This is a genomic window from Flavobacterium amylolyticum, from assembly GCF_048284335.1.
Taxonomy (GTDB): Bacteria; Bacteroidota; Bacteroidia; order Flavobacteriales; family Flavobacteriaceae; genus Flavobacterium.
Genome location: NZ_JBLVPG010000003.1, coordinates 94,443 through 112,185, shown reverse-complemented (window position 1 = coordinate 112,185; position 17,743 = coordinate 94,443). Strand labels below are relative to the sequence as shown.

At 33.3% G+C, this 17,743-nt stretch carries 17 protein-coding genes; 7 read left to right on the top strand and 10 right to left on the bottom strand.

All coding sequences use genetic code 11. From position 1 onward, the window contains the following. Positions 1-118: 118 nt before the first annotated feature. From ACNQF9_RS11365 to ACNQF9_RS11350, 4 genes are all read right to left on the bottom strand, one after another. Positions 119-391, bottom strand: coding sequence for an HU family DNA-binding protein (locus ACNQF9_RS11365; RefSeq protein WP_073017033.1), 273 nt, complete (start codon positions 389-391; stop codon positions 119-121). A 178-nt stretch (positions 392-569) separates the two neighbouring features. Continuing rightward, on the bottom strand, positions 570-1,517 hold the full coding sequence (fmt, locus tag ACNQF9_RS11360) for a methionyl-tRNA formyltransferase (RefSeq protein WP_417990248.1): 948 nt from the start codon (positions 1,515-1,517) through the stop codon (positions 570-572). Continuing rightward, positions 1,517-3,412, bottom strand: a complete 1,896-nt coding sequence (locus ACNQF9_RS11355; RefSeq protein ID WP_417990247.1) for a RecQ family ATP-dependent DNA helicase — start codon at positions 3,410-3,412, stop codon at positions 1,517-1,519. The genes fmt and ACNQF9_RS11355 overlap by 1 nt, the downstream gene beginning before the upstream one ends. Positions 3,413-3,470: 58 nt before the next feature. Further along, the gene (locus tag ACNQF9_RS11350) at positions 3,471-4,010 is read right to left on the bottom strand and encodes an AAA family ATPase (RefSeq protein WP_417990246.1); all 540 of its coding nucleotides are present in this window, start codon (positions 4,008-4,010) and stop codon (positions 3,471-3,473) included. Between the two features lie 147 nt (positions 4,011-4,157). Between ACNQF9_RS11350 and ACNQF9_RS11345 the strand changes: the two genes are divergently transcribed. The 4 genes from ACNQF9_RS11345 (at position 4,158) to ACNQF9_RS11330 (ending at position 7,647) form a co-directional block, all read left to right on the top strand. After that, positions 4,158-4,442, top strand: a complete 285-nt coding sequence (locus ACNQF9_RS11345) for a DUF493 family protein (RefSeq protein WP_417960634.1) — start codon at positions 4,158-4,160, stop codon at positions 4,440-4,442. An 85-nt stretch (positions 4,443-4,527) separates the two neighbouring features. Further along, the gene (locus ACNQF9_RS11340) at positions 4,528-5,253 is read left to right on the top strand and encodes a DUF4290 domain-containing protein (RefSeq protein ID WP_417990245.1); all 726 of its coding nucleotides are present in this window, start codon (positions 4,528-4,530) and stop codon (positions 5,251-5,253) included. Between the two features lie 100 nt (positions 5,254-5,353). Continuing rightward, positions 5,354-6,664: a UDP-N-acetylglucosamine 1-carboxyvinyltransferase gene (gene murA / locus ACNQF9_RS11335; protein ID WP_417960630.1), complete on the top strand. Its 1,311-nt coding sequence runs from the start codon at positions 5,354-5,356 to the stop codon at positions 6,662-6,664. Positions 6,665-6,777: 113 nt separating this feature from the next. Continuing rightward, a complete protein-coding gene (locus tag ACNQF9_RS11330) occupies positions 6,778-7,647 on the top strand; it encodes a cation diffusion facilitator family transporter (RefSeq protein WP_417960628.1) in 870 nt (289 codons plus the stop codon). A gap of 87 nt (positions 7,648-7,734) precedes the next feature. Here the strand turns inward: ACNQF9_RS11330 and ACNQF9_RS11325 are convergent, their stop codons facing one another. The 3 genes from ACNQF9_RS11325 to ACNQF9_RS11315 all read right to left on the bottom strand — a co-directional run bounded on the left by ACNQF9_RS11325 (position 7,735) and on the right by ACNQF9_RS11315 (position 11,369). Continuing rightward, positions 7,735-10,221: a DUF5686 and carboxypeptidase regulatory-like domain-containing protein gene (locus ACNQF9_RS11325; RefSeq protein WP_417990244.1), complete on the bottom strand. Its 2,487-nt coding sequence runs from the start codon at positions 10,219-10,221 to the stop codon at positions 7,735-7,737. A gap of 94 nt (positions 10,222-10,315) precedes the next feature. After that, positions 10,316-10,729, bottom strand: coding sequence for a type II 3-dehydroquinate dehydratase (locus ACNQF9_RS11320; protein ID WP_417960624.1), 414 nt, complete (start codon positions 10,727-10,729; stop codon positions 10,316-10,318). A gap of 76 nt (positions 10,730-10,805) precedes the next feature. Then, complete coding sequence (locus tag ACNQF9_RS11315; protein ID WP_417960622.1) at positions 10,806-11,369, bottom strand: porin family protein; 564 nt, start codon at positions 11,367-11,369, stop codon at positions 10,806-10,808. Between the two features lie 467 nt (positions 11,370-11,836). On the opposite strand from ACNQF9_RS11315, the gene ACNQF9_RS11310 reads away from it, so the two are divergent. Both ACNQF9_RS11310 and xerD read left to right on the top strand, forming a co-directional pair. Next, complete coding sequence (locus ACNQF9_RS11310; RefSeq protein WP_417960620.1) at positions 11,837-12,436, top strand: hypothetical protein; 600 nt, start codon at positions 11,837-11,839, stop codon at positions 12,434-12,436. Positions 12,437-12,512: 76 nt separating this feature from the next. Beyond that, complete coding sequence (gene xerD / locus ACNQF9_RS11305; RefSeq protein ID WP_417960618.1) at positions 12,513-13,421, top strand: site-specific tyrosine recombinase XerD; 909 nt, start codon at positions 12,513-12,515, stop codon at positions 13,419-13,421. An 84-nt stretch (positions 13,422-13,505) separates the two neighbouring features. On the opposite strand, the gene rny is transcribed toward xerD, so the two are convergent. The 3 genes from rny to ACNQF9_RS11290 form a co-directional block, all read right to left on the bottom strand. After that, a complete protein-coding gene (gene rny / locus ACNQF9_RS11300) occupies positions 13,506-15,071 on the bottom strand; it encodes a ribonuclease Y (RefSeq protein WP_417960616.1) in 1,566 nt (521 codons plus the stop codon). A 208-nt stretch (positions 15,072-15,279) separates the two neighbouring features. Continuing rightward, the gene (locus ACNQF9_RS11295) at positions 15,280-15,573 is read right to left on the bottom strand and encodes a cell division protein ZapA (RefSeq protein WP_417960614.1); all 294 of its coding nucleotides are present in this window, start codon (positions 15,571-15,573) and stop codon (positions 15,280-15,282) included. Positions 15,574-15,580: 7 nt separating this feature from the next. Further along, positions 15,581-15,871, bottom strand: a complete 291-nt coding sequence (locus ACNQF9_RS11290) for a hypothetical protein (RefSeq protein WP_417960612.1) — start codon at positions 15,869-15,871, stop codon at positions 15,581-15,583. A gap of 174 nt (positions 15,872-16,045) precedes the next feature. Here ACNQF9_RS11290 and ACNQF9_RS11285 point away from each other — a divergent pair, with 174 nt between their 5' ends. Further along, positions 16,046-17,743, top strand: coding sequence for a M23 family metallopeptidase (locus tag ACNQF9_RS11285; protein ID WP_417990243.1), 1,698 nt, complete (start codon positions 16,046-16,048; stop codon positions 17,741-17,743).

Below are 17,743 nucleotides of genomic sequence, written 5' to 3'. Positions count from 1 at the left end.
CGGATTAGAATTTTTAATAAATTTAAGTTTTTTATTATAATAGTCCCAAATAAAATCGTTGAAACACATAAAAAAACCTTCCAGTTGGAAGGTTTTGATTATATAAGGGGGACTAAAATTAGTTTACCGCTCCTTCTAATTCTGCACCTGCTTTAAATTTTACTACATTCTTAGCAGCGATTTGTATAGTCTTCCCAGTTTGAGGATTTCTACCGTCTCTAGCTGCTCTAGCAGAAACAGACCATGATCCGAAACCTACTAAAGATACTCTTCCACCTTTTTTCAAAGTACCTCCTACGTTTCCTAAAAATGACTCTAAAGCTAATTTTGCAGCAGCTTTTGTAATTCCTGCATCAGCAGCGATAGCATCGATTAATTCTGATTTGTTCATAATAAATAGTTATTAATTGTGGTTAAAATAAATTGTTAATACACAAATTTAGTAGGAAATACGTTCCTTGCAAGCGTTTTATGTTAATTTAGCTTGATTTGTTAATAACTTATTTTTTTTGTTGATAAATCAATAGTAATATCTGATTAAAGTTTATAAATACCCGTTTTTGTTGGTGTTAATAGGCTTTTGCCTCATTTGAAAAAGTAATTCCATTCAGTAATTCAGGCGTGCTCATTTTCTTTTTGCCGGGAAACTGTAATTGGAGTATTTGAATAAATCCATTTTTTACAGCAATCTTCATTTCTTTTTTGGTACAAATCAAACTGCCGATTGTGTAATTATGCTCTTCAGAAAGGGTCTTGGATTCATATATTTTCACATTCCATTCTTCGTTTTTGTCTGCAAAAAAGCACCAAGCAGCAGGGTAAGGACTTAAGCCTCGTATCAAATTGTTTATTGTCAAAGCTGATTTTGTCCAATCTATTTTGCAATTCTCTTTATTTAGCTTGTAGGCCGTTTTAATATCAGCATCATCTTCTTGAATAGTTGTTGTTACGTTTCCTTTTTCGATCTTCTCCAAAGTGTCAATAACGGTCTTACTTCCCAATTCCATTAAGCGATCGTGCAAGTGTCCTGCATTTTCGGTTTTATCAATTGGAATTTCGGAACTTAAAATCATGGCGCCGGTGTCAATTTTATCATCTAAAAAAAAAGTAGTTACTCCTGTTTTTGTTTCACCGTTTATGATGGCCCAATTTATAGGTGCCGCACCACGATAGTTTGGCAGTAAAGATGCATGAAGATTAAAAGTGCCTAAGGATGGCATTTCCCAAACTACTTTTGGTAGCATTCTAAAAGCAACAACAATTTGTAAAGTAGCATTCAAAGATTTTAATTCTGATAAAAAAGTCTCGTCTTTTAAATTTAAAGGCTGTAATAAAGTAAGATTATTAGTTAGTGCATATTCTTTTACTGCTGAGTATTTTAATTTTTGTCCACGACCTGCAGGTTTGTCTGCAGCGGTAATAACGCCTACAACTTCATAGTTGTTCTGGATTATAGTATTTAAAATTCCTACAGCAAATTCTGGAGTTCCCATAAAAACAATTCGTAATTTTTCCATTATGATTTTAAAGTATATTTATTATTTGGTTGTACCAAAATTGTATTGTTTTCTAATAAATCTTGAAGTACAAAGATAACATTGTCCTGACTATTTTTAGTTTTGGTTTGAATGTCTCTTGAGCTTAAATCTTCGGTTTGCAATAAAGCAATTATTTCTTCCGCAAGTAGGGCGATGTCTTTATTCTTAATTTTATTGGTAATGCAAAACGAACAAATACAACAGTCAACAGTCGTTTTTTCTCCAAAATAATTTAAAATCAATTTATTTTTGCAAACCTTTTTAGAATTGATGTAATGAATAACGGATTGTAATTGCGCTATTTTTAATTGATTTTGATTTTCTAAATGTTTTGAAACCCGATTAATGGTTCTTTCATCTTCTCGTACTTCATTGAATAATAAAGTGGCGTCATTATTTTTAGAATGGTATTCTATAATTTTTTTTTCTTTTAATTTATGTAAAACAGTCTGTATTTCGGTTTCCTTGTGATTTGATTTTTTAGCAATCAATTGTACGTTGAAAGCAGTTTGCATTTCATAAATTCCCGGATACGTGCGTAATATGGCTAAAATAATTTCCTCATCATTCGGATTTAAACTCATATACCGGAGTACTTCTTTGGAAGGTATAAGAAATTGTAAGGTGATTTTTTCTGAAAATTCTTGGGAAAGATTAATAATTCCTTGCCGATCCAAAAACTGCATGGCATTGTAGGTTTTTAAAGTGGGGAATTCATATTTTGAACAAAAACGGTGCAAATTGAATGTAAACTCTTCGTTGATACCTTCTCCGTAGGCAATTTGAAAATAATTGCATAACTTGATATACATTACATTTAGAAATTTTTTGTCAGGAAGGATATTTATAAATTGGTTTTCTACCTGAATCCTGTCGGAAGGGCTTGTAAGTACTATTGCAAAGGCTCTTTCTCCATTTCTTCCGGCACGTCCGGCTTCTTGATAATAGTTCTCCATGTTTTCGGGGAGTTGAATATGGATTACCGTTTTTACATTGGCTTTGTCAATTCCCATTCCAAAAGCATTAGTTGCCACAATAACTTGTACGTTCTCCTTCATCCAGGATTCCATGTTTTTATCTTTTTCTTTTGATGAAAGTCCGCCGTGATAATAGGTTGCTTTGTATCCCAACGAATTCAGTTGGGAAGATATATCTACACACGATTTTCTGTTGCGTACATAAATTATGGAGGGTTGCGGGTTTTTCTTCAAAATCTGTTCTATTCGGAAAAGTTTATCCTCGACTTCAAAAACCATGTACGCAATATTTTCTCTTGCAAATGATTTTTCGAAAACCTGTGGTTTATGCAATCCTAATTCACTGATAATATCCTTTCTGACTCTTGGAGTTGCCGTAGCTGTTAACGCTAAGAAAGGTACTTTTGGAAAATGTTTCTTTAATTCTGAAATTTTCAAATAAGCGGGACGAAAATCATGCCCCCATTGGGACACACAATGCGCTTCATCAATTGTGATTAAATTAATAGGGAGATTTTTTATTCGCTCTAAAATCCAATCGGATTGGAGTCGTTCTGGTGATAAATAAAGGAATTTATAATTTCCGAACTGGCAATTGTCCAGTAAATCAATCATTTCTTCGGATCTGATACCTCCCGTTAAGGCAATGGCTTTGATATTTCGCTTTTGCAAATTAGCGACTTGGTCTTTCATTAACGCTACCAAAGGGGAGATAACGAGGCAAATCCCTTCTTTCATCATGGCCGGAATCTGGAAACATACTGATTTTCCTCCACCCGTTGGCATTAACACAAAGGTATCTTGGTCACTTAAAACGGAGTTGATAATTTCGTTTTGTAGCGATCTGAATTTATCGTGTTGCCAATATTTTTGAAGAATAGCTACCGCTTCTTGCATAGATTTTAGATTTCATTTTGTAGATAACATCCCAAATCGTAAATCCTAAAGTTGCAATTTATTTAGAAATTTCATCTAAGATAAAAAGAATTCGGTTATCTAGTGTATCTTTAGGCACTTCGATGAGTTCGTAACCATAATTTTGATAGGTTTCGGTAAGGTGGTTGTAAATAAGTTTAGCTTGTTCAAAGTTTTCATAGCGTTCTTGATCACTTATGTATATTTCCTCCCATGGCGGAAGCAAGAAGATTTTTGAATATAAATGTTCGCGACAGGCTACATCAAAAGTGGCAGGATAACTATCACCAATGTAATGCATATAAGCCAAAACATCGGGAATTCCTCTGTCGATAAATACGACATCATGAGGTTCTTTTGAAGCGTTTTGAAATTGTTTTTTCCTCCCTTCCAGAAGTAATTCACTGAATAATAAGGGTTTTTCTAAAAACAATTGTTCTATTCCTTGTTTCTTTGCCTCTAATGTGACTTCCCGAGAAATTTCAGGATAGCAACAATATCCGCTAGCGATCAATCCGTCGATGATTGTTGTTTTACCTGTTCCTGGACCGCCAATGATAACTATAATTTCTTTCTGCACCTTTAAAAAATAAGGGGCAAATTTACTTAAACTTATTGGGATTTGAAAAAATGATTGCACTTAAAATAAGAATAGACAAAAAATCATAATTCAAAATTCATAATTTACGTTTGAAACCGTATATTTGCCCTTATTTTTAGATAGAAAATGGATAAGAAGACAGAAGAATTTTATGATAGATTAAAAGTTGAGTTGGATATGAGTAATACATGGCCAGCGGAATACTTATTTAAATTTATTGTACCATCAGAAAGTGATAATGTAGAACGTGTTGAGTTGGCTTTTGATTGCATGGGTGCGGTTATAAAAACTACTAAATCTAAGACAGGGAAGTTTACTAGTATATCTGTTGATGTAACCGTAAAAGATGCCCAAGAAATAGTAGATAAATACCTAGAAGTTTCTACCATAAAAGGGATTATTTCCCTTTAGATATAAAATAAAATTTTGAGGCAATAGGTTCGAATGGTTCAAATGTTCGAAAAAAGCCATAAAAATCAAAAAGATACATTCGAATATGAATTCAAAATATATTAAAGAAAACTCAAACGATGTGGTGCATCACTTGGAATATAATGCTGAGCGATCGCATTTAATAATTCCAGAATACGGGCGCCATTTGCAAAAATTAATAGATCAGGCAACTAAAATCGAAGATGATGTAGAACGCAATAAAGCTGCAAAATACATTATTCAGGTAATGGGGAGTTTGAATCCTCATTTGCGCGATGTTCCTGATTTTCAACATAAATTGTGGGATCAGCTTTTTATTATGTCTGATTTTAAATTAGTTGCTGATTCACCGTATCCTATTCCATCACGTGAAGTGCTGCAATTAAAACCGGATGTTTTAAAATACCCCCAAAACTTTCCGAAATACAGGTATTATGGCAATAACATAAAATACATGATTGATGTAGCCAATAAATGGGAAGATGGTGAGATGAAAAGTGCTTTGGTAAAAGTAATTGCCAATCACATGAAAAAATCCTATTTGAGTTGGAATAAAGATACTGTTAAGGATGATGTTATATTCGAACATTTATTTGAACTATCTGAAGGTAAATTAAACTTGATTCAAAGTACGGAAGAGTTATTAAATACCACTGATTTATTAAGAACCAATAAACGTGTTTCTAATAAAATTTTGCCGGTTGGTCAACCAAAAATTCTTAGCAATAAGAGTGCAAAAACTGGAAAACCAAACCCAATTCACAAAAACCAAAATAGAAAACCTTTGTAAGTAAGTTATAAAATAGGCATTTTAAGTTGTGGATTTTTCAATAGTAACTTTTAGCGCGTAACTTTTTAACTCAAAATTAAATAATTTATAACTGTAAAAAATGGGAATTTTCAAAATAGAAGGAGGCATTAGTCTAAAGGGAGAGATCACGCCACAAGGGGCTAAAAATGAAGCATTACAGATCTTATGTGCCGTTTTGTTAACTCCTGAAAAAGTGATTATCAATAATATTCCTGATATTATTGATATCAATAAACTAATTACGCTTTTAGGAAATTTAGGGGTGAAAATCCAAAAAACTGGATCAGGCTCTTATACTTTTCAAGCAGATGAAGTAAACATACAGTATCTGGAAACAGAAGCATTCAAGAAAGAAGGCGGTTCCCTGCGAGGTTCTATTATGATTGTTGGACCACTTTTGGCTCGATTTGGTAAAGGTTATATCCCAAAACCAGGGGGTGATAAGATAGGTCGCAGAAGATTAGATACCCATTTTGAGGGTTTTATAAATTTGGGAGCTAAGTTCCGTTACAACAGAGAAGATCATTTTTATGGTGTAGAAGCGCCTAAAGGATTAAAAGGAGCTGATATGTTACTGGATGAAGCATCCGTAACTGGAACGGCTAATATTGTTATGGCAGCGGTTTTAGCTAAAGGTAAAACAACAGTTTATAATGCTGCTTGCGAGCCTTACTTGCAACAATTGTGTAAGATGTTAAACTCGATGGGAGCAAAAATTACAGGGGTAGGATCTAATTTATTGACTATTGAAGGGGTTGAAAGTTTAGGCGGTTGTGAACATAAAATTCTTCCTGACATGATTGAAATTGGAAGTTGGATTGGTCTGGCTGCAATGACAAAATCAGAAATTACTATAAAAGATGTTAGCTGGGATAATCTGGGTGTTATTCCTAACACGTTTAGAAAATTAGGAATCACTTTAGAACGACGTGGTGATGATATCTACATTCCCGCTCATGTTGATGGGTATGAAGTAAAAACGGATATCGACGGTTCTATTTTAACGATTGCCGATGCGCCTTGGCCTGGATTCACTCCGGATTTATTGAGCATTGTTCTAGTGGTTGCTACACAAGCAAGAGGTGATGTTTTGATTCATCAAAAGATGTTTGAAAGTAGATTATTTTTTGTCGATAAATTGATTGACATGGGGGCTAAAATCATGCTTTGTGATCCACACCGAGCCGTTGTTATGGGACACGATTTCAAATCGCAACTCAAAGCAACAACAATGTCATCGCCAGATATTCGTGCAGGAATCTCTTTATTGATTGCGGCACTTTCTGCAAAAGGAACCAGTACCATTCAAAATATAGAACAAATTGATAGAGGATACGAGCGTATTGACGAACGATTGAGAGCTATTGGTGCCAATATTGTGCGCGCATAATTAACATAAATCATTAAAAATTTCGTTTAAGTAAGCCAGAAAGGATTTGAATCTAATATTCAATTCGGTTTACTTAAACGATTTTACTTTTATTTCACCTTTAAACAAAGCGCATGTCTAGCGAACAAACGGCAATCAAAGCAACTTATTTTAGTATTATTGGAAATACTTGTCTGGCAATTATCAAAGGTTTGGCAGGTTTTTTTGGAAATTCGTATGCCTTAATAGCAGATGCCATTGAATCTACTACAGATATTTTTGCTTCTTTTTTAGTGTTGTTTGGAATTAAATATTCCAACAGGCCAGCAGATAAAAATCACCCTTACGGACATGGTAGGGCGGAACCATTGATTACTTTTTTGGTTGTAGGCTTTTTAATTACTTCGGCTACGATCATTGCCTATGAAAGTGTTATTAATATTGGAACACCACATCAATTGCCAAAACCGTGGACTTTAATCGTTCTGGGTGCCATAATTATTTGGAAGGAATATTCTTTTCGATTGGTGATGAAAAGAAGTATTCAAACCAATAGTTCATCACTAAAAGCAGATGCTTGGCACCACCGTAGTGATGCAATAACCTCTGTTGCGGCATTTCTTGGGATTTCAATCGCTTTAGTTTTAGGAAATGGATATGAGTCGGCAGATGATTGGGCGGCACTTTTTGCGTCAGGTTTTATTCTGTACAATAGCTATCAAATATTCAGACCGGCGTTAGGGGAGATAATGGATGAACATTTATACGATGATTTGATAGACCAAATTAGATTGATCTCCCTTCAAGTTGACGGAATAATCGATACGGAAAAATGTTTCATCCGAAAAGCTGGTATGCAATATCACGTGGATTTACACGCTAGGGTGGATTCAAATATTACGGTAAAAGAAGGACACGATCTGGCACATAAATTGAAAGATACTTTGCGGGAGGAAATCCCCGAATTAGGACACGTGTTGATTCATGTAGAACCAAATGATTAATCAGGACTGTTCCATAAAAATTGAGAAAGGCACCGGAAATGTTTCCTGTGCCTTTTTTAATTTGGTTTTAAAATTTCAGTCGAAAATTTACTCTAATATATTTAAAAACTTTAGTCCAAAAATGACCCCGTCACCTTGAAACCCATTTTGGTAGGAACGAACATAATCAACACGGAGCATTTTAAATTTGCCAAAACCTAAATTGTCTAAACCCAAGGTAATTTCAGTATAGGGTTTGTTATTGGGTGTTGATAGTGCATGAGCACCTAAAATTAATGTTGATTTTAGTTTGTTCAACAAAGGGATCTTATTCATGATATACCCTTTGTCGTTATATTCGGTATGAGCCTCGAGATAACGGTCATTTGTACTGTTAGAATAGTACGGCAATAAGTTAAATACGTTCAAATAACGCGCTGTTTGTCCAATGTGCGTTTGATTGCCATTGAAATGTTTGTAATCCATAAATGCAATATTATCTGCATTGAGAAATTTTCCTGCTTTTAGGTTCAAACCTAAAACCCCTTTGTTTGCTAATGTTAGGTCATACGTTAATCGGGTGTTGAAATGGTCAAACTCATATTTCTGTTCATTGGCTGCAAATGCTTTCTCGTAGCCTAAATAAAGCGTGGGGTATTTTTCATTTCGGATGTTAAATTTTCCGTCAGGGCGGGAGGAATACTTGTTTCCAAAATTGATTTTTACATACAAATTAGCTTTCGTTAGATGGTGTTTTTCAAAAGCAGGTGTACTATAATCATCTGCTGCCAAAGGATTATTGGAGGTGTATACATCATTTTTGTTAAACAAAGAGAAATTAGTGTTGTTGAACAATGGTTTGCGTTGTTGGTATTCTATTTTTCCACCCAGATTTACTCCATTTGCAATATCTTGACTGTAGCCTATGGCTAACGATTCTAGATTATACAACTTCATAAAATTGTTCTTGAATGCCAGTGAACTTATTGTGTTTATAATTTTGCTTATGGGTTCGCTCGGATTAAATTGCTTGACGGAACTTCCGCCTGTAATATTTAAAGTGGCATAATCCTGATTGTTGAACCGATGGATAAATTGTCCGGAAACACGCAAACGGTCTTCAGCAAAACCATAATTTAGTTTGGCACTTAAGGAAGTGTATATTCCTTTGTTTTCCTGATTTTTCCAATTTGTAAATCTAAAACCAGAATCAAAATTATATCCTTGCACTGTATTAAAACTTAACGAACCAAGGTTTAGTAAACCTTCATAGCTGAGGCTGTATTTTTCTTTACTATTCTTGTAGGTGTAACCAGTTAATACTTTTAATGGTTTGAATTTGTTTCCTTTTGCATCTACTGAGTCCAAGTATTTTTCGGAATTTCGTACCTTGAAAATACTGTCTTTTCTAATGTAATCCGTGCTTTCTTCTATTGTTAACGGAATGGGCCTGTTGTTGTTCCAAAAAAGACTGTCTTTTTTATTGGCATTAATTTCGATACGCGTAATTTCATTGGTAAAAGTCTTGGGAGCAAAAGCATTTATAAATTCATAGTTGCTGTATACGTAATTGTATTTACCGGTAAATTGTATTCCAAAAGCACCTGCAGTGATTTCAAGACTCTGAGTATTCTTGGCCCAAATTTTATTACTGTTGTTATAGCTAAAGTTTTGTTGTAAGGTCATTACATCAACAAATTCCTCTTTCATTCGATACCCTTTTATATCCAAATTAACGGCATAAATGGCCCATGAATCTTCTACAATATAAATATACCCTTCAAAAACGGGTTCGCTATCGCGTTTTGGGATCACTTTTATTTTGTTAATCATATTTTTATTCTCGTCAAAAAATGTACTTTCTAAGGAGTAGTTGTAGTAATTGAAAGCGTTGTTTGCTACTGGGGAAATCATTGCTACACCAAAATCGATAGAGTTGTCATAGAAATCATAGAATGAAGATCTGGCCGTATTGTAGCTATAGCCATTATCCCTGCCACTTACTTTAGAGGCGGTAACTACCTCTTTTAAATTGTTGGGTTTTTCAAATGCTATTTTCGAAAAGGTTTCTGATAAAGAAATAATACCGGTTCCTGTAGAATCTAAAGAGCCATTGAGATCCCCAATTTTTTGGCCTAATATTTTTTTTGGTGCATTTTTTAGTTTAAAAATACCTCTTGAATAAAAATCAGCGTTGAATCGATTTGTTTTTTCGGTATTTTTTTTCCTGCTAGTAATAGCATTTTTTATAATTGCTACCGCTGGATTTATTTTTTTATTGATGATTACTTCATTCAATGAGTAACTTTCTTCAATCATTTTTATATTTAACAAATAGGGAAGTTTGTCAGTTTGTATTACTATTTTTTGGGTTTTAAACCCTAAAAACTGAAAGACAACCGTCGGTTTTTCTTTTTTCTTTAAAGTGAATTCATAATTTCCTTGTTCGTTTGAAGTGGTGCCATTATAAGAATCTTCTTGGAAGATAGTTACAAAGGGCAAGGCATTCCCTTTTTCGTCCGAAATGGTTCCTTTTAATTGTGCAGTACTGACAAGCGAGACCAATAAAAATAATAGTAAAAAGTGTTTTTCCATGAAAGTTTTTTCTTTCACAAAAATAAAAGAAGTTTAAAAAGACCGTATTAAATATTTGTTAAACATTTATAGGGATGAATATTATAGCTAAAAACTATAGAAAAGACTGTATTGCTAACTCGTAACTTTTTAATCCAAAGCCCAAAATAACACCTCTGGCATTTCCTGAAATATAAGATTGATGTCTAAAACTTTCACGAGAAAACGTATTCGAAATATGGACTTCAACCACTGGAGTGGTAACAGCTTTCACTGCATCTCCAATACCTATAGAAGTGTGTGTATATGCGCCAGCATTTATGATAATGCCATCGGATGAAAAACCAACTTCTTGAATTTTATCTATCAATTCACCCTCAATATTACTTTGAAAATAAGAAAATTTCACAAATGGGAATTTTAATTGTAAAGTACTATAATATTCTTCAAAAGTTTCGCTTCCATAAACCGCAGGTTCCCGTTTGCCTATAAGATTAAGGTTTGGGCCATTAATAATACTGATTTTCATAATTACTGTTTTTGTAAAAATAAAAAAACCGTTCCAATTTATAGAACGGTTTTGATAAATTTAATTTTTATTATTCTTAGAATGTGAATCCTGCTGAAATTTGTAGTACTGAATTTTTAACTTCGGCTTCTTTTGAAGCTTCAGTAAGTCCTAATACATAGCGACCTTGTAGAAAAATGTTTTTAGTGACATTTAGAGTTAATCCACCTGCTACTCCAAATTCAAACGTTTCTGCATTTTTAACATCAAATTCGTTTCTCTCACTCAATAAGAAAGATGCTTGTGGTCCAAGATCTAAACTAACGGTTTTGTTAAAATGTATTTTTGCTAAAACCGGAATGGATAAATATCCCAATTCATTTTTGAATTCTTCAAAAGCATTTTTATACGTTGCTCCTTGTGTCGAATATAATAATTCGGGTTGTATAGAAAAACCATCTGTTAATTTAAGTTCAGCCACTAAACCAGCATGATAACTGGTAATTGCATCCGTGTTATAATTGTCACTGTTCACGGTAATATTGCTTCCTGATTGATTTGCGTAATTTAAACCACCTTTAAAGCCAAACTTGACTAATTGTGCTTGCATATCTACTGATACGGCAAGTAGTACTACTGCTAATAGAATTATTCTTTTCATAATTTGTTTTTTTAATGTTAATTAGTATTAATTGAAATGGGACTTTTACTTAAAACTATTTTGTTAGATAATTATTGTTAAGCGTTTTCTTATTTTACATTTACCAAAAATTGGTCCAAAACAGTGCTAAATTAATATTTATTGTTCTTTTTTACAACATTTTAAGGTTTTAAGTATTTTTTCTAGGTGTAAGATAATGATGTACAGCAAGTTGATGTTTGTTGAATGCCGGGGCAGTTTATTGTTTTTTATAATAATATTAGAGTCTTTTATTTAAAAAATTATTTTTTAAATAAATAAACAACTTATTATTTTTCATATCAGTCAATTATCTTAATAAAAATAATTTAATTTTAATATTAGATCTTTCGGGATCGTTTAAAATGTTAATAACTTGTATCGGTAGGAATGGAATTATTTTAAAATTAGTATACTTTTATGAAGATATTAATTTGGAATCATAAAAAATGAAAAAACGTATTTTCTTAGTATTAATTGCTTTTGCTTGTTTTAGTAGCTATGCCCAAAAGGAGGGTGGTTTTAGAGTAGGTCTAGATTTAGGTGTGGTTCCTTCAAATGGCGGAGGAGGCTTACTCTTATCTTTAGAACCTAAATATAACATTAAAGACAATATGAATATAGGTTTAAGAATGGGTCTTGCAGCAATTGTGCGTGATGTCAAACAAAGCAATGGCCAGGTTGACAGTGCAAAACTTTCGGCAAACAGTTCTTTTGTTGGAACCTATGATTATTATTTCAGTACTTCAGGCAAGTCTTTTGTTCCTTATATCGGCGGGGGTGCTGGTTACTATGCGATTGGTAATGTTGAATTTGATGAATCTGATGTTAATTCCGGTACTCAATTGCAGCCAGAAACTAATGGTGTTTTTGGAGGTTTAGTTCGGGCAGGTTTTGAATGGGGGAAATTCCGAATGGGTTTAGAATATAATTTAATGCCTGATACCAGCTTACAAGATACTAATGGAGTTGATCAAGGAACTGTGGCGAATTCTTATTTAGGAATTCATTTAGGCTTTTATTTAGGTGGTGGAAAATGGAGAAAATAATTATTTTATAAAATAATAGTTTAAGACCACTCATTATAGTGGTTTTTTTATGCTTAAAAAGTGTTACTTTGTGGTTATGGATTGGATCTCATATATTAAAAAGTATCAATCGTATTTAAAAATAGAACGCGGTTTGTCTAAGAATACTATTGAAAATTACTCGTATGATATAGAACGGTTGTGTCTTTTTTTGGCAACAAATGGTATTGAAGTTTCGCCTATAGAAATTCAAGAAGAGACGTTGCAACAATTTATATACAGTGTTTCAAAAGAAGTAAATCCTCGCTCACAAGCCAGAATTATTTCAGGACTTAAAAGTTTTTTCACCTATTTGATATTTGAAGATTATCGAACGGACAATCCATTGGAGCTTATTGAAACTCCTAAAACTGGTCGAAAACTTCCCGATACTTTATCGGTTAAGGAGATTGACAATCTTATTGATGCGATTGACTTAACCACAAGTGAAGGGGAACGCAATCGGGCAATGCTCGAAACACTATATGGTTGTGGGCTTCGGGTTTCCGAATTAGTAACTTTAAAAATTTCTGATTTATTTTTTGAGGAGGGATTTATTAAAATTACAGGAAAAGGAAACAAACAACGTTTTGTACCCATAAGTGAATTTACTCAAAAATACATCCTGATTTATCGCAATACCATACGAACTCATCTGAGCATTCAAAAAGGTTATGAAGATACCTTGTTTTTAAACAGAAGGGGAAAAGAGTTGACTCGGGCAATGATTTTTACTATTATTAAAAACTTAGCGGTGAAAATTGAATTGAATAAAAATATCAGCCCACATACGTTGCGGCATTCATTCGCTACACATCTTCTTGAAAATGGGGCTGATTTACGTTCCATACAATTGATGCTAGGGCATGAATCAATTACTACAACAGAAATATATGTTCACCTGGATCGCAAATTTTTGACTCAGGTGATCAACACTTTTCATCCCAGAAAAAGTTTAGATGTTTAATAGTAAGATCTAATAAGAATAAAAAAAAGACGTATCGATTATTACATCAAGACGTCTTTTTTATTTTTTAGAAATTACGAAGTTTTATTTAGCAATATTTACAGCTCTTGTTTCACGAATTACAGTTACTTTAACTTGTCCTGGATAAGTCATCTCTGTTTGAATTTTTTGTGAAATATCAAAAGATAAGTTAGCTGCATTTTCATCTGAAACTTTCTCACTCTCCACAATTACACGAAGTTCTCTACCAGCTTGAATGGCATAGGCGTTTTTCACACCTGTGAATCCATATGCTACTTCTTCAAGATCTTTCAAACGTTGAATATATGAATCCAATACTTGTCTTCTTGCTCCTGGTCTTGCTCCTGAAATGGCATCACAAACTTGAATAATAGGGGATAATAATGATTTCATTTCAATCTCATCGTGATGCGCTCCAATAGCATTACACACTTCTTCTTTTTCACCGTATTTCTCGGCCCATTGCATTCCTAATAATGCGTGGGGCAAATCACTTTCGGCGTCTGGGACTTTACCAATATCGTGTAATAAACCAGCTCTTTTAGCTAGTTTTACGTTTAAGCCAAGTTCAGCAGCCATGATTCCACAAAGTTTGGAAACTTCACGGGAGTGTTGCAGCAAATTTTGTCCATATGAGGAACGGTATTTCATGCGTCCTACTACTTTAATCAATTCAGGATGTAACCCGTGAATTCCTAAATCGATAACAGTACGTTTACCCACTTCTATAATTTCATCATCAATTTGCTTAGCAGTTTTTGCCACTACTTCTTCAATACGAGCCGGGTGAATTCTTCCGTCAGTAACTAATTTATGTAATGCTAATCGTGCAATTTCTCTTCGGACAGGATCAAAACAAGAAAGAATAATAGCTTCCGGCGTATCATCTACAATGATTTCTACTCCAGTGGCTGCCTCTAATGCACGGATATTTCTACCTTCACGACCAATGATTCTACCTTTAACGTCATCTGATTCAATGTTAAACACCGAAACGCAATTTTCTACTGCTTCTTCAGTTCCAACTCTCTGAATAGTATTGATTATGATTTTTTTAGCCTCTTGTTGCGCTGTTAATTTAGCTTCTTCGATGGTGTCTTGTATGTGGGACATTGCTTTGCTTTTGGCTTCCGCTTTTAAACCTTCTACCAACTGATTTTTAGCTTCTTCTGCTGATAAACCAGAGATTACCTCTAATTGTTGCAATTGACTTTTGTGAAGCTTGTCAACTTCAGCTTGTTTTTTATCTAAATTCTCAATTTTAGTAGTAAATTCTACTGTTTTAGTTTCAAAATCATCATTTACTTTTTTAGCTTTTGATAATTCGTTTGAAATTTGAGATTCTTTATCACGTACTCTTTTTTCTATTTCAGCAACTTTTTTGTCACGAGATAAAATAACCTGTTCATGTTCTGATTTTAATTCAATAAATTTCTCTTTTGCTTGAAGAATTTTATCTTTCTTTATATTCTCGGCTTCCAAATTAGCATCTTTCAAAATCGACGCGGCCTCTTTTTTTGCATTTTTAATTAAATTGGAAATATTGCTTTTTTCTATCAGTTTTGCGATACCAAAACCCGCTACAATACCTATAATTCCTGAAATAATAATCGTTAATATGTTGTCCATGTTTGTTAAAATTTATATATAAAAAAGCCTACATTAGAGTGATTGAATAAACTCGAAAAGACAAGTTTTGAGCTAACTCACTGTTCAAGTTTCCTCGCCGAAGCGTGGCATGCTTTAGTAGTGATGATTTGCTCATTCTAAATTGTTAGTGTTGAGTTTACCAAATATGAACTAATGTAGGCAGTATCTTAGTTTTTGTAAAGAACGTTTATTTGTCGAGATATTGATCTAAAACCGCATTGATTTTTTTAATTCTTTCGATGGTTGCTTCTCCATCTATAGCATTATCAATTTGTTTTTGTTCTGTTTGTGAGGCAAATTGTAAGGCACACATTGCCAGTACGTCTTGTTTGTCACGAACTGCATAATTTTCCTCAAATTGCTTTATCATCGTATCAATTTTTTTTGAGGCGCTTCTTAACCCTTCTTCCTGAGAGAGATCAACCGTTAATGGATACACCCTGTCTGCTATTGATATTTTAATTTTAAGCTTTTCGTCCATATCTTTATTAATCTGATAGCTGAGCTATGCAATAATCGATTTCGCGAATTAATGAATTTATTTTAAGCTTTGTATCTCTTTTATTGTCGTCACTGCCTAGTAATGTATTTGCAATTTTGAGTGTATCATACTGCGTTTTCAGCGCTTCAATCTGTTGTGACTGAGTTTGTATAATTGACGCAGTTTTTGTTAATTCATCTTTTAAATCTTGATTATTTTTCTCTAAACTTTTCATTTTAATAAAAAGTTTTTCGACTTTATTTTCAAGAGTATCAATAATTTCTGCTATAACACTCATTATATATACAATTCATTACATAATCATACAAAGTTAGTATTCCTTTTTAATTTTGCAATATTTTATTATTTTTTTTGCATTAAATTAATTAAATAGCAGTTGTACAAATGGTTAAGAACGGCTTTCTATAGTGCTGTTTTGAATACTTTTTTTATCTTAGCAAAAATGTAAACAATGAAATCCTACCTATATTTATTATTTTTTTGCACCTCAGTTTTGGCCCAAGTTGAGTATCCAAAAGATTATTTTAGATCTCCGTTAGATATTCCAATACAATTGTCCGGGAATTTTGGAGAATTGCGGCCCAATCATTTCCACGCTGGTTTTGATTTGAGGACCCAACAAAAAGAGGGATTAAAAGTATTCGCTGTCGCAGATGGGTATGTTTCAAGAATAAAGATTTCTACTTTTGGTAACGGAAAAACAATCTACATCAATCATCCTAATGGATTTACTTCGGTATACGGTCATTTAAAATTAGCGAATGATGTTATAGAAAAATACATTAAGGCGATCCATTATAAAGAGCAATCATTTGAAATTGAAATGTTTTTAAAGCCAGATGAAATGGTCGTGAAAAAAGGGGAAGTAATTGCATTTTCTGGCAATACAGGCTCTTCCGAAGGGCCACACTTGCACTTTGAATTTAGGGATACTCAAACTGAGTTCGTGATCAACCCGATGCTTTTTGGATATAATAAATTTTTAAAAGACACAAAAAAACCAATTATTTCCAGTGTTTATGTATATCCCTTAGATTCAAAAACTACGGTCAACCATTCGAAACGACCTTTGGTATTGAATGTTTCCTTACAAAAAGACGGAACTTATCTTTCAGAGAAAGTAGTAGCCAATGGTGTAATAGGTTTTGGGATTTCGGCTTATGACATGGATGATGTTTCGTTTAATAATAACGGGATCTATAAAGTACAAACCTTTTATAATGGAAAGCCAAATTTCGGATACGAATTCAATACCTATTCATTTGACGACATGCGCTACATCAATGCGCTGATTGATTATTCGAGATATAAAAAAATGCAACAACGGGTTCAGAAACTTTTCATGAAAAACCCTTACAATTTGAGCTTTATTAAAGCTGATGAAAACAAAGGAGTTTTACCTGTATCTCCAAATGTAGCATTGTTGTATCGCATTGAGGTTTCAGATTTTTTTGGAAATAAAAAAATGATAACCATTCCTATTCAATATGATTTGTTACCCACAATTATAAGCCAGGAACCTGTTAAGTCAAATTATTTTGTTAATGCTAATAAAGACAGCAATTTTGCTTTAGCGAATATGTCAGTTTTCTTTCCTGCAGGAACTTTTTACGAAGATTTTGATTTGAATTTTGATGTAAAAAATGACACGCTCTTTCTACATGATGATACAGTTCCAGCACATACTAATTTCATTATCTCAATTGAAGATAGTACAGCTACGGAAGCTCAAAGAGAAAAAATGTTTATCGGTAGAATTGAAGGAAAAAAAATAAATTACAACTCAACGTATAGAAAAGACAATGTATTCAGTACGAAGGTTAAAATTTTAGGAAAATACGCTCTGATTTCAGACACTGTAGCTCCTAGAATAAGTATGGTGGTACCTGTTGAAGGAAAATGGTTAAGTGGGCAAAAGACAATTCAGCTTTCTGTATACGATGACTTGTCAGGAATCAAATCATACAACGGTTATTTGAATGGAAAATGGATTCTATTAGAATATGATAATAAAACCAGAAAACTAACTCATTATTTTAGTGATGGTATGGCAGCTGAAGGGCGCAATGATTTAAAAGTGGTTGTGATTGATAACGTAGGAAATTCAACTACCTTTAATACTCATTTTTTTAGAAATCAAAAAAAATAA

Excerpts from the sequence above, each read along its gene's own strand:
- ACNQF9_RS11365 (WP_073017033.1), bottom strand. The coding sequence starts at position 391 with ATGAACAAATCAGAATTAATCGATGCTATCGCTGCTGATGCAGGAATT.
- fmt (WP_417990248.1), bottom strand. The coding sequence starts at position 1,517 with ATGGAAAAATTACGAATTGTTTTTATGGGAACTCCAGAATTTGCTGTA.
- ACNQF9_RS11355 (WP_417990247.1), bottom strand. The coding sequence starts at position 3,412 with ATGCAAGAAGCGGTAGCTATTCTTCAAAAATATTGGCAACACGATAAA.
- ACNQF9_RS11345 (WP_417960634.1), top strand. The coding sequence starts at position 4,158 with ATGGATAAGAAGACAGAAGAATTTTATGATAGATTAAAAGTTGAGTTG.
- ACNQF9_RS11340 (WP_417990245.1), top strand. The coding sequence starts at position 4,528 with ATGAATTCAAAATATATTAAAGAAAACTCAAACGATGTGGTGCATCAC.
- murA (WP_417960630.1), top strand. The coding sequence starts at position 5,354 with ATGGGAATTTTCAAAATAGAAGGAGGCATTAGTCTAAAGGGAGAGATC.
- ACNQF9_RS11330 (WP_417960628.1), top strand. The coding sequence starts at position 6,778 with ATGTCTAGCGAACAAACGGCAATCAAAGCAACTTATTTTAGTATTATT.
- ACNQF9_RS11325 (WP_417990244.1), bottom strand. The coding sequence starts at position 10,221 with ATGGAAAAACACTTTTTACTATTATTTTTATTGGTCTCGCTTGTCAGT.
- ACNQF9_RS11320 (WP_417960624.1), bottom strand. The coding sequence starts at position 10,729 with ATGAAAATCAGTATTATTAATGGCCCAAACCTTAATCTTATAGGCAAA.
- ACNQF9_RS11315 (WP_417960622.1), bottom strand. The coding sequence starts at position 11,369 with ATGAAAAGAATAATTCTATTAGCAGTAGTACTACTTGCCGTATCAGTA.
- ACNQF9_RS11310 (WP_417960620.1), top strand. The coding sequence starts at position 11,837 with ATGAAAAAACGTATTTTCTTAGTATTAATTGCTTTTGCTTGTTTTAGT.
- xerD (WP_417960618.1), top strand. The coding sequence starts at position 12,513 with ATGGATTGGATCTCATATATTAAAAAGTATCAATCGTATTTAAAAATA.
- rny (WP_417960616.1), bottom strand. The coding sequence starts at position 15,071 with ATGGACAACATATTAACGATTATTATTTCAGGAATTATAGGTATTGTA.
- ACNQF9_RS11295 (WP_417960614.1), bottom strand. The coding sequence starts at position 15,573 with ATGGACGAAAAGCTTAAAATTAAAATATCAATAGCAGACAGGGTGTAT.
- ACNQF9_RS11290 (WP_417960612.1), bottom strand. The coding sequence starts at position 15,871 with ATGAGTGTTATAGCAGAAATTATTGATACTCTTGAAAATAAAGTCGAA.
- ACNQF9_RS11285 (WP_417990243.1), top strand. The coding sequence starts at position 16,046 with ATGAAATCCTACCTATATTTATTATTTTTTTGCACCTCAGTTTTGGCC.